General features: G+C 70.4%; 11 protein-coding genes. 2 read left to right on the forward strand and 9 right to left on the reverse strand.

The window, feature by feature from the left end; translation table 11 throughout:
- Positions 1–46: 46 nt before the first annotated feature.
- Positions 47–415 carry a GntR family transcriptional regulator gene (locus tag CES90_RS22240; RefSeq protein ID WP_189787020.1) on the forward strand — a complete coding sequence of 123 codons (369 nt, stop codon included), beginning with the start codon at positions 47–49 and terminating at the stop codon, positions 413–415.
- A gap of 46 nt (positions 416–461) precedes the next feature.
- Here the strand turns inward: CES90_RS22240 and CES90_RS22245 are convergent, their stop codons facing one another.
- Both CES90_RS22245 and CES90_RS22250 read right to left on the reverse strand, forming a co-directional pair.
- Positions 462–1,232, reverse strand: a complete 771-nt coding sequence (locus CES90_RS22245) for a DUF72 domain-containing protein (protein WP_189787019.1) — start codon at positions 1,230–1,232, stop codon at positions 462–464.
- 50 nt (positions 1,233–1,282) lie between these two features.
- Positions 1,283–2,377, reverse strand: coding sequence for a DUF5925 domain-containing protein (locus CES90_RS22250; protein WP_189787018.1), 1,095 nt, complete (start codon positions 2,375–2,377; stop codon positions 1,283–1,285).
- Positions 2,378–2,521: 144 nt separating this feature from the next.
- Between CES90_RS22250 and CES90_RS22255 the strand changes: the two genes are divergently transcribed.
- Positions 2,522–3,940, forward strand: coding sequence for a GH39 family glycosyl hydrolase (locus CES90_RS22255; RefSeq protein WP_189787017.1), 1,419 nt, complete (start codon positions 2,522–2,524; stop codon positions 3,938–3,940).
- Positions 3,941–3,944: 4 nt separating this feature from the next.
- Here CES90_RS22255 and CES90_RS22260 read toward each other — a convergent pair whose 3' ends face one another.
- From CES90_RS22260 to CES90_RS22290, 7 genes are all read right to left on the reverse strand, one after another.
- The gene (locus tag CES90_RS22260; RefSeq protein WP_189787016.1) at positions 3,945–7,832 is read right to left on the reverse strand and encodes a lipopolysaccharide biosynthesis protein; all 3,888 of its coding nucleotides are present in this window, start codon (positions 7,830–7,832) and stop codon (positions 3,945–3,947) included.
- Positions 7,825–8,622 carry a polysaccharide deacetylase family protein gene (locus CES90_RS22265; protein WP_189787015.1) on the reverse strand — a complete coding sequence of 266 codons (798 nt, stop codon included), beginning with the start codon at positions 8,620–8,622 and terminating at the stop codon, positions 7,825–7,827. The genes CES90_RS22260 and CES90_RS22265 overlap by 8 nt, the downstream gene beginning before the upstream one ends.
- On the reverse strand, positions 8,619–9,623 hold the full coding sequence (locus CES90_RS22270; RefSeq protein WP_189787014.1) for a glycosyltransferase family 2 protein: 1,005 nt from the start codon (positions 9,621–9,623) through the stop codon (positions 8,619–8,621). Before CES90_RS22270 ends, CES90_RS22265 begins: the two co-directional genes overlap by 4 nt.
- Positions 9,620–10,474 (reverse strand): glycosyltransferase family 2 protein, encoded by an 855-nt coding sequence (locus tag CES90_RS22275; RefSeq protein ID WP_189787013.1) that lies wholly within the window; start codon positions 10,472–10,474, stop codon positions 9,620–9,622. The genes CES90_RS22270 and CES90_RS22275 overlap by 4 nt, the downstream gene beginning before the upstream one ends.
- Positions 10,475–10,863: 389 nt before the next feature.
- Positions 10,864–11,985, reverse strand: a complete 1,122-nt coding sequence (locus tag CES90_RS22280) for a GNAT family N-acetyltransferase (RefSeq protein ID WP_189787012.1) — start codon at positions 11,983–11,985, stop codon at positions 10,864–10,866.
- Position 11,986: 1 nt separating this feature from the next.
- Positions 11,987–12,415, reverse strand: coding sequence for a hypothetical protein (locus CES90_RS22285; protein WP_189787011.1), 429 nt, complete (start codon positions 12,413–12,415; stop codon positions 11,987–11,989).
- Positions 12,416–12,560: 145 nt separating this feature from the next.
- Positions 12,561–13,766, reverse strand: a complete 1,206-nt coding sequence (locus tag CES90_RS22290; RefSeq protein WP_189787010.1) for a S8 family peptidase — start codon at positions 13,764–13,766, stop codon at positions 12,561–12,563.
- Positions 13,767–13,895 lie beyond the last annotated feature (129 nt).

A 13,895-nucleotide genomic window follows, 5' to 3' on the forward strand; every position in this document is an offset into this window, starting at 1 on the left:
CGGTTGGCTGCCTTCGATTTTCCGGTGGGTACGGGACAATCGCCGCGTGACCTTGAACATTCGTATCGTGGAGGGGGCCGCGCCGTACGAGCAGGTGCGGGCCCAGATCTCGGAACAGGCCCGCTCCGGGGCGCTGCCCGTGGGGTATCGATTGCCGACCGTGCGGGGGCTCGCCGAGGAACTCGGGCTCGCCGCCAACACCGTCGCCAAGGCGTATCGGGCGCTGGAGACGGACGGGGTGATCGAGACACGGGGCCGCAACGGAACGTTCGTGGCTGCCGCCGGCTCGGCCGCGGAACGGGAGGCCGCCGGGGCTGCGCAGGCCTACGCCGAGCGGGTGCGGCGCCTGGGGCTGAGTGAGCCGGACGCGCTGGCCGCGGCCCGGGATGCCCTGCGGGCGGCGTACGGGGAGTAGGCATCCCGAAATGTCTTTTTTCACGGATTTTCCCGGATTTCCGCGGCTACGCCCGTGCCAGCTTCTCCGGTGTTCGTGTCACCTTCAGGCCCGCCCCCCTCGCCGTCCGTGCGAACGTCATCGCGTCCTCCACCGCCGCCGCGTGCGGGTCGTTGTTGAAGTACGCGTAGACGTCGCGGTCGGCGGGCCAGGTGTCGGTGATGCGGTGCGCCCACGTCGTGAGGGCCTGGCGGCCGTAGTGAGGCCAGGGGCGGGCGCGGCCCACGTGGAAGCGGAGGTAGCCCCAGTCGGTGGTGCGCCAGAGAGGGGTGGCGGGGCGGGACTCGACGTCGGCCCAGCAGAGGGCCGCGCCCCGGCTCTCCAGGACCTCGCGGACCTCGTCCGTCCACCAGGAGTCGTGGCGGGGTTCCACGGCGATTCGGGTACCGCGAGGGAAACAGGCCAGGCAGGCGTCCAGGAGGTCGGGGTCGGCGCGGAGGGTGGGCGGGAGCTGGAGGAGGATCGGGCCCAGGCGGTCGCCCAGGCCCGCGGCACGGGTCATCAGGCGGTCCACCGGCTCCTCGGGGTCCCGCAACCGCTTGATGTGGGTCAGGAAGCGGCTCGCCTTCACCGCGACCACGAAACCCGGCGGGGTGCGCTCCCGCCAGGCCTCGAACGTCACGCGTGCCGGCAACCGGTAGAACGCGTTGTTGTTCTCCACCGTGGCGAAATGCTCGGCGTACTCCTCAAGCCACAGCCGGGTGGGACAGTCCTCCGGGTAGAGGGCGCCCCGCCAGTCCTTGTACTGCCACCCCGACGTGCCGACGAACAGGGTCATACCTCCATGAAAGCACCGTTCGTGGAGGCACCACAGGTTTCATGGAAGCCCTACAGGTACAGCCCCGCGTCCGCCCCGCCCCGCGGCTCGGGCACCGACGTGGGGGACGTCCCCCGGCGCAGCGCGTACAGCTCCGCCAGGGTCGCCCCGTCGCGGCCGACACCCTCGTCCGTGCCGAGCCAGTTCACCGCCTCGTCGCGGGTCAGCGGGCCCACCTCGATACGGGCCAGGCAGCGGCCCGGGCGGACGACCGCCGGGTGGAGGCGTTCCAGGTCCTCGTTGGTCGTGACGCCGACCAGGACGTTGCGACCCTGGCCGAGCAGGCCGTCGGTCAGGTTCAGCAGCCGCGACAGCGCCTGGCCGGCCGTGTGCTTGGCCTCGCCGCGGATCAGTTCGTCGCAGTCCTCCAGCAGGAGCAGCCGCCAGCGGCCCTTGCCCGTCGCGTCCTCCTCGCCGATCGCGATGTCCATCAGATAGCCGACATCACTGAACAACCTCTCCGGGTCCAGGACGCAGTCCACCTGGCACCAGTCCCGCCAGGAGCGGGCCAGCGTGCGCAGGGCCGAGGTCTTGCCGGTGCCGGGCGGGCCGTGCAGCAGCAGGAGACGGCCCGCGATGTCCTCGGGGGTCGTCTTCATCAGCCGGTCCATCGCGTCGGCCACCGGGGCCGTGTAGTTCGGCCGTACCTCTTCCCACGTGCCCGCCGAGATCTGCCGGGTCGTACGGTGCGGGCCCCGGCGCGGCGACACGTACCAGAAGCCCATCGTCACGTTCTCCGGCTGCGGCTCGGGCTCGTCGGCCGCGCCGTCCGTGGCCTGGCCCAGCACCTTCTCCGCCAGCTCGGCACTGGTCGCCGTCACCGTGATGTCGGCGCCGCGGTTCCAGCGGGAGATCAGCACGGTCCAGCCGTCGCCCTCGGCGAGGGTCGCGCTGCGGTCGTCGTCGCGCGCGGAGCGCAGGACCCGCGCGTCCAGCGGCAGCAGGGTGGCGCCCGTCCGTACGCGGTCGATGTTCGCCGCGTGCGCGTACGGCTGCTCGCCCGTCGCGAAACGGCCGAGGAACAGCGCGTCGACGACATCGGACGGGGAGTCGCTGTCGTCGACGTTGAGCCGGATCGGCAGTGCGTCGTGTGGGTTCGCGGACATGCCGACATGATCCGTCACCGAGGGCTCCCGTGCATCCGCTTTCCGTAGCGCGCCGAATCCTGTCGGCGGCGACGGCGACCCCGGCTCAGGAGTTCACCGCGGAAGCTCCCCCACCGCCACCTCGCGCCGTTACTGTTGCCCTTGATGGCACGTCATGGGTGGAATTCGGGGGAGCGGCGGTGGCGACTCACCGCACTCCTCGGCGTGGGGGCGGCCGCCGTGGCCCTCGTCGTGACCCTGGTCAACACGCTTCCCGGGGACGGCGGAAGCACCGCCGGCACCTCCCGCGACGGCGACAAGGTGCACGGCACGCCCGCCGTCCCGTCCGGCGACATCGGGCCCGACGTGGGCTGGGGCTTCACCCACACCCAGTACAGCGCCGACAGGGGCAGCGAGGCTGCGGTGAAGCGGGTCGAGGAACGCCTCGCCGATCAGCCCCTGCCGCAGATCCAGCACATCATGGGCTGGGGCGCCGGCAATCCCGAACCCGTGAAGGGGCGTTACGACTTCGAGGAGATGGACCGGCGTATCGACTTCGTCCGCGCCACCGGTGGCACGCCCGTCGTCACCCTGTGCTGCGCCCCCGACTGGATGAAGGGCGGTGAGTCCGGGGCCGACAGCACGGACTGGAGCCAGGCCGCGCTGGAGACCGCCCCCGAGCCCGAGCACTTCGAGGACTACGCCGCCCTCGCCGCGACCGTCGCCAAGCGGTACCCCGACGTACGGCACTTCATCGTCTGGAACGAGTTCAAGGGCTTCTGGAACGACAGCGAGGCCCGCTGGGACTACGAGGGCTACACCGAGCTGTACAACCTCGTCCACAAGGCCCTGAAGAAGGTCGACGAGGACATCATGGTCGGCGGGCCGTATCTCGTCATGGACAGCGTCGACCCGCGCCAGAAGCAGGATGCGTCCACGTCCCTGAAGGGCGCGTGGGGGGCGATGGACCAGCGGGTCCTCGACGCGTTCGACTACTGGAACAAGAACAAGGCCGGCGCGGATTTCGTGGTCGTCGACGGCTCCAGTTACACCAAGGACGACGATCTGCTGCCGGACGAGTTCGCGGCGACCGAGAAGTTCACGGCCGTGAGTCAGTGGGTGCGGGAGCGTTCCGGCGATCTGCCGCTGTGGTGGGCCGAGTACTACGTCGAGCCCGCCGACGGTGACGACAACCGCCATGGCTGGTCCGAGACCCGTCGCGTCGCCGTCCAGGCATCCGGGTTGATCGGTATGGCGAAGGGCGGGGCGACCTCCGGGTTCTACTGGAATCCGGAGGAGAAGACCGGGGAGTGCCCTGGGTGCCTGTGGACGCCGACCGACAAGAGCGACGGTGGTGAGTCGCTGCCGATGTTCGGGTTGCTGTCCCGGTTCAGCAGGGAGTTCCCGCCTGGGACGACGTACGAGACGGTGTCCGTCGCCGACGATGACAAGCCGAACGTGCGGGTGCTGGCCGACGACAAGGCCGTGCTGGTGGTCAACACCCTGGATCGCTCGATCAGCGCGGACATCGACGGGGAGAAGTTCGAGATGGGCGCGTACGAGGTGAAGTGGCTCAAGCGCTGAGCTCCTACGAAGAGCCCATCGTCAGGAACCTCTGCACCAGCGACGCCAGCAACACCGCCAGCAGCGGCAGGCTGAACCAGAAGCTGCTCTGCAACCACCGGAGTTGGCGCACGCTCGGACGGACCGCCACCCGGACGAACTCGCGGGCGCTCAGCAGCAGGATCAGGGCGATCGCCGCCAGGCCGCCCACCACCGACCACGGGGTCCAGGTCACCTGGGGGCCGATGGGGCCGGGGTCGGGCTCGGGGGCCTTTCCGGGCTGGTCCCGCAGGGCGAAGATCGTGACGTCCTCGTTGGTGAAGGCCCGCTTCAGTTCCCCCCGTTTGTCGAGGTTCTGGATGAGCCGGGACTCCCAGTTCCTGGAGTAACCGGAGTCCAGCTGGAGCGAGACGACCTGACTGCGGTTGACCATCAGATAGGAGTTGGGGCCGGCGTCCTTCAACGACTTGACCAGGCCCGACACCAGGACCGGGTCGCTCGGTGCGAGCGTCGGCACGTACTCGACCTTCTCCATGTCCCGGGCGCCCCACGGCATCGCGGGCGTCACCGAGTTCACGGGGTCGTCGCTCAGCCAGAGCAGCCGCAGGGTCGGGTCGTCGTGGGCGTACACGTACTCCATGGCGGCGACCTCGCCCGTGCGGACGCGCTCGAAGGGCTCGTTGCCCCAGCGGGCGATCAGGAAGCCGCCCATGAGGACGACGCCGGCCATGAGGGCGGCCAGCGGGGCGAGGCTCACCCGGTCCTTGTCGCGCTCCTTGGCGGTGACGCCGGTGCGTGGGAACAGGGCGAGCCCGGCCAGCAGGGCGGCGCCCGGGAGGGCGAACATGAAGACGCGCAGGGCCATTTCGCCGCCGTACGACTGCATGCCGAAGCCCAGGAACGGGATGAAGGTCAGGACGAGGAGGGAGCGTTCGCGGTACTTGTTCTCGCGGCGGCGCCAGAAGCCGTAGCAGGCCAGGAGCATCACGGTGCCGGCGAGGGCCACGCGCGCGTACAGCACGAGTTTGTGGGTCGAACTGCCTTCGCCGATACGGCCGGAGACGGAGGACGTGACGTTTCCGCCGACGCCGCCGACGCCGCCGAAGAGTTCGTCGAAGTGGCCGGACCAGTACGGCTCGGCCAGGAAGCCCAGCCACACGGCGACCATCACGGCGAACAGGATCGGCAGGCCGCGCAGTTCGCAACGGCCGACGAGGACCAGGACCGCGAGCACGCCCAGCATCACGAACGGGGTGAGCTGATGGGCGGGGACCGTTGCCGCGTAGAGCGCGATCAGGACCATCAGGAGGACGGCCCGCTGGCGGCGGTCGGCCGGTTCCACCTCCGCCTCGCCTGGGCGCACCTTGCCCCACAGCATGCGCGGGGCGCGGAACCAGACCAGGAGGATCGCCACGAAGGCCAGGTAGAGGAGGTACGTGAAGCCCTGGGGGGAGAAGTAGTCCTGACCCACCCAGCCGCTCAGTACGAAGATCCAGATGCCCGTCCACTTCGCGCGCCAGCCCGCCCGCATATGGCGGGTGAGGAGGAACATGGGCGCCAGGTAGAGCAGTTGCATGGCCGTCGGCCACCAGCGGATGATCTCCGTGAAGTCGGTGACCCCGCAGGCCTGCGCGACGAACGTGGCCGCCGCGAAGAAGCCCGGCCAGCTCCAGCGGGCGTCCAGGTCGGGTACGGCCGAGCCGGTGCGGTCGATGTAGTCGATGAAGCCGAGGTGCTGCCAGGCGGTCGCGAAGCGGGGCTCGGTCTCGATCACGGCAGGCAGGGCGTGCAGGGACACGACGGTGGCCAGGAGGGTGATGAGGAGCAGGCCCTTGTGCTCGCGGCCCAGCCACAGCAGTGAGGCGAAGACCGTGGCCAGCAGCGCGGCCCCGACCAGGGTCGGTGCGGGCAGCACGGAGATCAGGCCGAGCCCGTCCATCCGGTCCAGGTCGTTGTCGTTCAGCGCCAGCGCGGGCACCCAGTAGAGCAGCAGTGCCGAGAGCAGGAGACAGCCGAGGACCACGCCGGTGATCGTGGGGTGCAGCAGCCGTTCCCGCAGCGGTACCTCGGACGGCTTCACCGGCTCCCGTACGGGCTTCTGGGCGGCCCGCGGCGTCACGGTCTCGCGGGGGATGGACTCCTGCCGTGCGGCGGTCGCCTGCGGTACGGCCTCCTCGCGCTCCGACACGGACTCCTCGCCCTCCTCGAACGGCGCGTCCACCTCCGGTACTTCGGCCGGGCCGAGTGAGGCCTCCGAGCCGGGGGCCCGGCTCTCCACGGGCAGGCCCACCGCCGGTGGTGTCCTGAGGGCCCAGGTCGGCCGGTGGTCCCTGCGGAGCGCCGCCGTTCCGGTGGGCGGGGTGCCCGGGCCGGGGCGGACGTCGGGGCGGCGTTCCAGATGGTCGAAGTCGACGTGGAGGCCGAGCGCGAGGGTGTCGGAGTCGAGCCGCCGGGACCAGGCGCCGCTCTGCTTCTTCGCCGCGGAGGCCACCTTGCCCAGGTCGGCGAGGTCACCGTCCGGTGCCGCGTCCGCCGGTACCTCGGCGGGCGGCGCTCCCCGTACGATCCTGTACAGCCTGGGCGCGGCGACCAGCACGATCACCGCGAGACTGGCGACCTCGGCGATGCCCGCGCCGGTCAGGCCCATCCGGGGGAGCAGGAGCAGCGTCAGGCCGAGCACCAGGACGCACAACAGGCCCTGCAGCCAGGCGAGTCCGGCGGTACGGCTCTGGGCGCGCAGCACCGCGAAGTACGTCTCCATCACGACCCGCAGCAGGGCGCCCACGGCGAACCAGCGCAGCAGCACGGTCGCCGCGTCCGCGTAGCCCTGCCCGAAGACGGCCAGGATCCAGGGCGCCCCGAAGAACAGCGCCGCGCACACCGGCAGCATGATCCGCGCCATCCGCTTCAGCGCGGCCCGGGTGTTGGCGGCGAGGCGTGCCGGGTCGTGGGCGCCCTCGACGGTCAGCGAGGCGCCCATGTTGATGGCGAGCAGATTGACCGTGCCGCCGATGGTGGTGGTGATGTAGAAGTACGCGTTGTCGGCGGAGCTGACCTGGGCGGCGACGATCACCGGGACCAGATAGACCACGGCCAGCGAGAACAGCGAGCCGGTGTAGTCGCCCGCGAGGAAGCGGCCGATCTCCTTCCACGACGGCGGACGCGCGTGGTCCTCGGTGGCTTTGACGTGCTGGGGGATCAGGCGCCGGAACACCAGCCAGCCCAGCGGCAGCACGGACATCGCGATCGCCGCGACCCAGGACACGAACACACCCATGGTCGGGACCGCCGCCGCGAACAGCACCAGCAGCACCAGCTTCACCGCCGAGAACACGGTGTTGCCGACCGGCACCCACACCGCGCTGCGCAGCCCGGTGAGCACCCCGTCCTGAAGCGTCAGCACCGACCAGGCGACCACCGCGAGCACGAAGAACACGGCGTTCACCGGGTCGTGCAGGAAGCGGTACGACGACCCCCACAGGCCCAGCGTCAGCAGGAACATGCCCGCCGCCAGCGCCACGACCACCGAACTGCCCGCGTACGTACGGAAGACCAGCCGTCCCGTGCCGCGTCCGGCGACGGGGATGAACCGGGCCAGGGCACCCGTCAGCGTCAGCGCGGTGAGCCCCGCCAGGAGCTTCATCGCGGCGATCGCGGCGGAGCCCTGACCGACCGCGTCCTCGGTGTAGTAGCGGGCGGCGGCCAGCCAGAAGCCGAGACCGAGTACGGCCGAGATACCGGTGTTGAGCATCAGGGCGTAGGCGTTGCGGAACAGCTGGTTGCCTCCCGCCCCCTTGCCCAGTCCGGGCAGTCGCAGCCGACGGCCGGAGCCGGACCGCTGCTCGGCGCCCTTGGTGGCCTCGGCCGTGGTGGTCTCGGCCTGCTCGGCCGTGGTGGTCGTCGTGTCAGACACGGGAACGGATGGCCTTCCGGACCTGTCGTGCTCTTCGGACCATGGCGTACCCCTTGGTCAGGGCACGGTCCCGGGCGAAGTTGCGGCCGATCGCACGGCCCTCGATCAGCCGCTCGAACTCCTCGACTCCGGTGGAGCGGCGCACCGTGACCCGCCTGAGCGCGTACGGGCCCTGGTCGCGCCGGGCGAGCGCGTTGCCCACCGCCAGCGCCTGCGCGAACCCCGTCTCGCGCACCGCGACGCGCACCCGGCGGCTGGAGTAGCCGTAGGGGTACGCGAAGGAGGCGGGCCGGGTGCCCAGTTCGTCGGCGACGATCTGCCGGCACCGTCGCAGCTCGTACCGGAGCCGGTCCTCGTCGAGGTCGTCGAGCTGGGGGTGGGTGTGGCTGTGGCCGCCGATCTCGACGCCGTTCTCGGCGAGTTCGCGCACCTGGTCCCAGTCGAGCATGGTGTCGAGGCCGCCGCCGTTGTCGTACGAGCCCTTGAGCCAGCCCGTGGTGACGAACAGCGAGGCGGCGAAGCCGTGCTTGGTGAGGGCGGGCAGGGCGTGGCGGTGCACGCCCTCGTAGCCGTCGTCGAAGGTGATCAGCACGGGCCGGGCGGGGAGCGGGCGGCCGTCCCGCCAGCTCGCCGCCAGAGCGGCCGTGTCGACCGGGGTGAAGCCCAGGTCCCCGATGAGCGCCATCTGCTCCGCGAACGCCTCCGGGGCCACGGACAGGTCCCGGGTGGCGTCGTTCGGCGCGGTGGACAGCGCGTGGTACATCAGGATCGGTACCGCCGCTTCGTTCATGACGAGCCCCCCTCGCCCGCTGTGCTCTTGGCGAGTTCGCCCACCGAGAACGTGACGTCACCCCTGCGGGCCCGGACGCTCCCGACAACGTACCCCCCGGCCGCCGCGGCCACCCCCGCGACGATCGCGCCCGCGCGCCCCGCGCCCCCCGCACGGCCGAGCAGCGCGTCCCGCAGCCCGCGCGCCACCCCGGCGGGCAGCACGCGGGTGGTGTAGCGGCGCTCCGACTCCAGACCCTTGCCGGCGCCGACACTCCGGGCGACCAGCGCCTTGGACAGGCCCTCGGCGTAGGTGCGCGTGCGGAAGTACCCGAAGCGCTCCCGCACATCGGGCACCCGGTGGTGGATCACCGCGCGGTCGTCGAGCAGCAGGATCGCGTCCGGTCTGGCGCGGGAGAGGCGGATGCACAGCTCCGTCTCCTCGCAGCCCAGCGGACGCTTGTCCCCATCGCGGCCGATGCCGGTCGCGAAGCCCCCGGCCGCGTCGAACGCGGTGCGGCGGAACGAGGCGTTGCCGCCGAGCACATTGCGCACCCGGGCGACCCCGCCGGGCAGGCCCTTGTACGCGCAGCCCACCACCCAGTCGAACTCCTCCGGGAACCAGGCCGGGCGGCGGCCCGACGCCCAGATGGGGACCGTACGGCCGCCGACGGCCATGACCCGGGGGTCGGTGTACCCCTCGGCGAAGTACGCGAGCCAGTCGCGCTCGGCGACGGCGTCGTCGTCGAGGAAGGCGATGATCTCGCCGTGCGAGGCGGCGATGCCGGTGTTGCGGCCGGCGGACAGTCCGCGCGGGCCCGCGTTGGCGAGCACCCTCACCTCGGCGACCTCTTTGTACTCCCTGGTGAGACGCTCCAGCAGGCCCTGGTTGTGGTCCACCACCAGGAGCGTCTCCAGGGCCGGCCGGGACTGGGCGCGCACCGAGGCGACCGCCGCGAGGATGTCCTCCCAGCGGTCCTCGGTGTACACACAGATGACGACCGAGACGGCCGGCTCGTTCAAGACGACTCTCCCTGACCGGCGGTGAGCATCGTCGCGTGCGAACGGCTGCGCAGCGCACGCCGGTTGGAGCGTTCCTTCAGGATCACCTTCAGCACCCGCAGCCCGTCGCGCACGGCCCGCAGGTTGCTCGCGCCGTGGATGCGCAGGTACTCGTGGCTCGGGATCTCCTGGACCTTCAGGCCCGCCTTGACAACCCGGATGTTCATCAGGGTCTCCACCTCGAAGCCCGTGCAGTCGAGGTCGATCTTGTCCAGGCAGTGCCGCCAGAACGCGTTGTAGCCGTAGCAGAGGTCGGTGTAACGGGCGCCGAACTTCCGGTTCACGGTGGTGCACAGCGCCCAGTTGCCGAGCTTGCGGATCAGGGTCATGTCGTCGGTGCCGCCGCCGTTGGCGAAGCGGGACCCCTTGGCGAAGTCCGCGCCCGAGACCAGGGCGGAGACGTACGACACGATCTCGTGGCCGTCGGCCGAGCCGTCCGCGTCGACCATCACGATGATGTCGCCGGTGCACGCCTCGAACCCGGTGATCAGGGCGTCCCCCTTGCCCTTCCCGCGCTGCGGCACGACCTTGACGTCCGGCCACAACTCACGGGCCACCTCGACGGTGTTGTCGGTGGAGTTGCCGTCGACCAGGACCACTTCGTGGATCCAGCCCGGCAGGGTCTTGAACACGTACGGCAGGTTCTCCGCCTCGTTCATGGCGGGGATCACCACGCTCACCGGCGGCGCGATGGCCAGGTGATGGGAGATCGGCCGGTACTTGGCGAGCGCCTCCGACTCGGCCGGCGTGGTATCGGACTCGGAATCGGATATGGCCGGTTCGGAAATGGCCGGGCGCAGAACTGAGCTCATGAGTCTGGTCCCTCTCGTCCGGTGGACCGCCCGCCCCTGGGCGGTCCGGCTTTGTGTCCGGTTCGAAAGGGGGGTTCTCACTTACGGCATGCGAAATCGATCTCCGTATCGATCTCCGTATCGATCTCCGTATCGATCTTTTGTGCATACCGGGTGAGCTGGCAAAAAGCCGGCCGACTGTCGCGACTCGGCAGTCGGTCGCGCGGCACGACTCGGCAACAGCGTGATCACCGAGCACGGCACCCCCCTACCGCGCCCCGCGCCGGGACCGTCTCGCTCCTCGAGCCCTCCCCTTGGAGCATGTGCCGACGGACCGATGCGGGTGGATGTACAACGATGTATGAAGGTATTGATGATTGAGCCCGTATGGCAAGGCCTATTACTCGGCCTCACGTTTTTGTTGTTGTGTCCGATACTTGTCGTCCTGACCGGATTTTGCCCATCTGCTTCAGTAGTTTGTCTGCCGGTTCGAACAATTCCGGTCGTGCCAACACCGTGTTCCGCAGCGCCCGGACCGGGGCCCTGCGAGCCCGGTGCCCGAGTGCCACGGGATGGCGTCGGGTGACCCACCCCTCGGACACGGAGATCTCCCGTGTCTTCAGGGAATCCTTGTACTGCTTCTGACCACGGCCCAGATCGAGGTACGCGATGCCGTCGGCGGCGCCCTCCTCGGCCATGTGCAGATGCAGGAGCAGCCCCGGCGAGAACTTCGCGAACGCCGGGTCGTACGCCGGGAACCAGCAGGTCAGCACCCGCTCGGACTGCAGCCCGAAATGGGCCGCGATCGGCTTGCCGTCCGCGTACAGCACCGACAGCCGGCCGGTGAAGGAGTCGGAGCGGGTGTGGAAGAGCTGGTGCACGAGCCGGGTGATCCACGGGTGCGCGAAGCGGTCGCTGCGCCCGGTCCTGCGGTACTGCGCCGACTTCCAGGCCATCAGGGTGCGCAGGACCCTCGGGTCGCGCTCGTCGTGCACATAGCGCACCTCGCCGACCGCCCGGCCGAGCCTGCGTTCCTTGGCGAGTGTCGTCCTGATGAACTTCGGTGAGTCGGCGCGCAGTTGGCCGAGATAGGCCTCGTAGCCCTGCTCCAGATCCATGACCGGCGACGGGAAGGTGCCGGTGACGTGGCGTGCGAACGGCGTCTGGCCCGCCGCCAGATGGTCGAACTCCCATACGGCCAGTCCCGAGGCCCGCAGCAGCGCGTGGGCGTCCCAGGTGAAGCCGGGGCGGTGGACCACGCCCTGGCAGTCGGAGAGGCCGAGGCCGATGGCTCTGCCGACACCGACGGCGGATCTCTGGAACGGGAAGAAGGCCGCCGGTTCACCGTCCTCGCGTACGACCGCGATCCGCACCCCGCGCCGGCAGCGGCCGACCGCGAGGGCGAACTCGGGGGACAGGAACGGGTTCGCCAGCTCGGGCGCGCCGTGGAGATGGGCCTTCGACTGCAAAGCGGTCCAGGCCGCCCGGTCGGCGGCGGTCAGTTCGCCGGGGCGGTACACACTGATGTCCACGTCAGGTCCGTCTTCTCTCCGTGCGGCCGCGCAGGCGCCGCAGTGGAGTCAGCAGGAGAACGAGCGAACTGATCACGGTCACGGCCGCGATTCCGCCGGGCATCGACCACGAATGCGTGGCGATCATGCCCTGCGCGACGAGGAGGTTCACCGCGATCGCACCGGCGGCGGACGCCACGATGCGGCCGAGCGGTGCCAGTCCGCGCAAGCCGGTGCCGATGGCGGCTCCCGGCGCGACGAGGAGGAAGAACAGCGTGAACGGGCCGCGCAGCACCGAGTCCGCGTCGGCGAACGCGAGCACCGCGCCGACCCCCGCGACGGCCGCGGCCGCGCCCGCGAACAGCGGCGACAGATCCCTCCGGGTTTCCCCTCGCGGCGGCCCCGCACCGCTCGACGAAGAGGGAGACGGCTTGATACCTATGGTCTGCATTGGCGACTTTGCCCCCCGAAGCGCCGGATGCCGGGCTTCAATGTCGCGCAGGGGGTGAGGGGCAGTCAAGACGCCCGAATACGAGGATTCCCCGGAGGCGGGCTGCGCCTCCGGGGAACTCCCGTTCAGAACGGGCCGGTTGGTGTTACTGGACGATCTGGAGCAGACGGTTCGGGGAACCGGCGCCCGGGCTGGTGACCTTGCCCGTGACGGCCCCGGCGGTCAGTGCCGAGGCGACCTGCGCCGGGGTGGCCGAGGTGTGGCCGGCCAGGTAGACGGCGGCCGCGCCCGCGACGTGCGGGGTGGCCATCGAGGTGCCCGAGATGGTGTTGGTCGCGGTGTCGCTGGTGTGCCAGCCGGCCGTGATCGACGAACCCGGGGCGAAGATGTCCAGGACCGAGCCGAAGTTGGAGAAGCTGGACTTGGCGTCGGTGCTGGTGGTGGAGCCGACCGTGATCGCCTCGGTGACCCGGGCCGGGGAGGTCGAGGCGGCGTTGGTGCTGCTGTTGCCGGCGGCGAGGGCGTAGGTGACGCCGCTGGCTATGGAGTTGCGGACGGCCGTGTCGAGCGCGTTGGACGCGCCGCCGCCGAGCGACATGTTGGCGACCGAGGGGCCGCTGTGGTTCGCGGTCACCCAGTCGATGCCCGCGACGACACCGGCCGTGGTGCCGGAGCCGGAGTTGTTGAGCACACGCACGGCCACGATCTTCGCCTGCTTGGCGATGCCGTACGTGGAGCCCGCGATGGTGGACGCCACGTGGGTCCCGTGGCCGTTGCCGTCCTGCGCGACGCTGTCACCGTCCACCGCGTCAAAGCCGTTGACCGCCCGGCCGCCGAACTGGGAGTGCGAGATACGGACGCCGGTGTCGATGACGTACGCGGTCACGCCGCTGCCGGCGCTGTCCGGGTAGGTGTACGTGCCGGAGAGCGGCAGCGACGCCTGGTCGGAACGGTCCAGGCCCCACGGGGCGTTGGTCTGGGTGGCGTCGGCCGTGAAGACCTGGTTCTGCTCGACGGAGGCGACCGCCGGGTCGGCGGCGAGTCTCTTCGCCTCGGTCGCGGAGAGCTCGGCCGAGTAGCCGTTGAGCGCGGTCTTGAAGGTCCGCTTGACCGTGCCGCCGTACTCCTTGATCAGGTCCTTGCCCTGGCTCGACGCCGCCTTGAGGCCCGCGCTCTTCTTGAGCGTGACGATGTAGCTGTCCTTGATGGCGGTGGGGGAGTCGGCCGCGAGTACCTTGCCCTCGGCCGGGGCGGCCTGGGCGGGCATCGCGGTGAGGCCGCCCAGCAGGGCGGCGGTCGCCAGGGTGGTGACGGCGGCGACACGGGTCTTCTTGCTACGCAGTTCTGCCATTACGAGGGAGTCCTCCTCATAGGCGGCGCGCGCCTGGGTGGGGCGCGCGTCTGTGGGGGGTGTGTGCGTGCTCGCACTCACGACCAGGAGCGTCGCGTTCCGCTCACGGCTGTAAGCAGATTGATCGAT

The organism is Streptomyces capitiformicae, from assembly GCF_002214185.1.
In the GTDB taxonomy this organism is placed as follows: Bacteria; Actinomycetota; Actinomycetes; order Streptomycetales; family Streptomycetaceae; genus Streptomyces; species Streptomyces capitiformicae.

Excerpts from the sequence above, each read along its gene's own strand:
- CES90_RS22245 (WP_189787019.1), bottom strand. The coding sequence starts at position 1,232 with ATGACCCTGTTCGTCGGCACGTCGGGGTGGCAGTACAAGGACTGGCGG.
- CES90_RS22250 (WP_189787018.1), bottom strand. The coding sequence starts at position 2,377 with ATGTCCGCGAACCCACACGACGCACTGCCGATCCGGCTCAACGTCGAC.
- CES90_RS22255 (WP_189787017.1), top strand. The coding sequence starts at position 2,522 with ATGGCACGTCATGGGTGGAATTCGGGGGAGCGGCGGTGGCGACTCACC.
- CES90_RS22265 (WP_189787015.1), bottom strand. The coding sequence starts at position 8,622 with ATGAACGAAGCGGCGGTACCGATCCTGATGTACCACGCGCTGTCCACC.
- CES90_RS22275 (WP_189787013.1), bottom strand. The coding sequence starts at position 10,474 with ATGAGCTCAGTTCTGCGCCCGGCCATTTCCGAACCGGCCATATCCGAT.
- CES90_RS22285 (WP_189787011.1), bottom strand. The coding sequence starts at position 12,415 with ATGCAGACCATAGGTATCAAGCCGTCTCCCTCTTCGTCGAGCGGTGCG.
- CES90_RS22290 (WP_189787010.1), bottom strand. The coding sequence starts at position 13,766 with ATGGCAGAACTGCGTAGCAAGAAGACCCGTGTCGCCGCCGTCACCACC.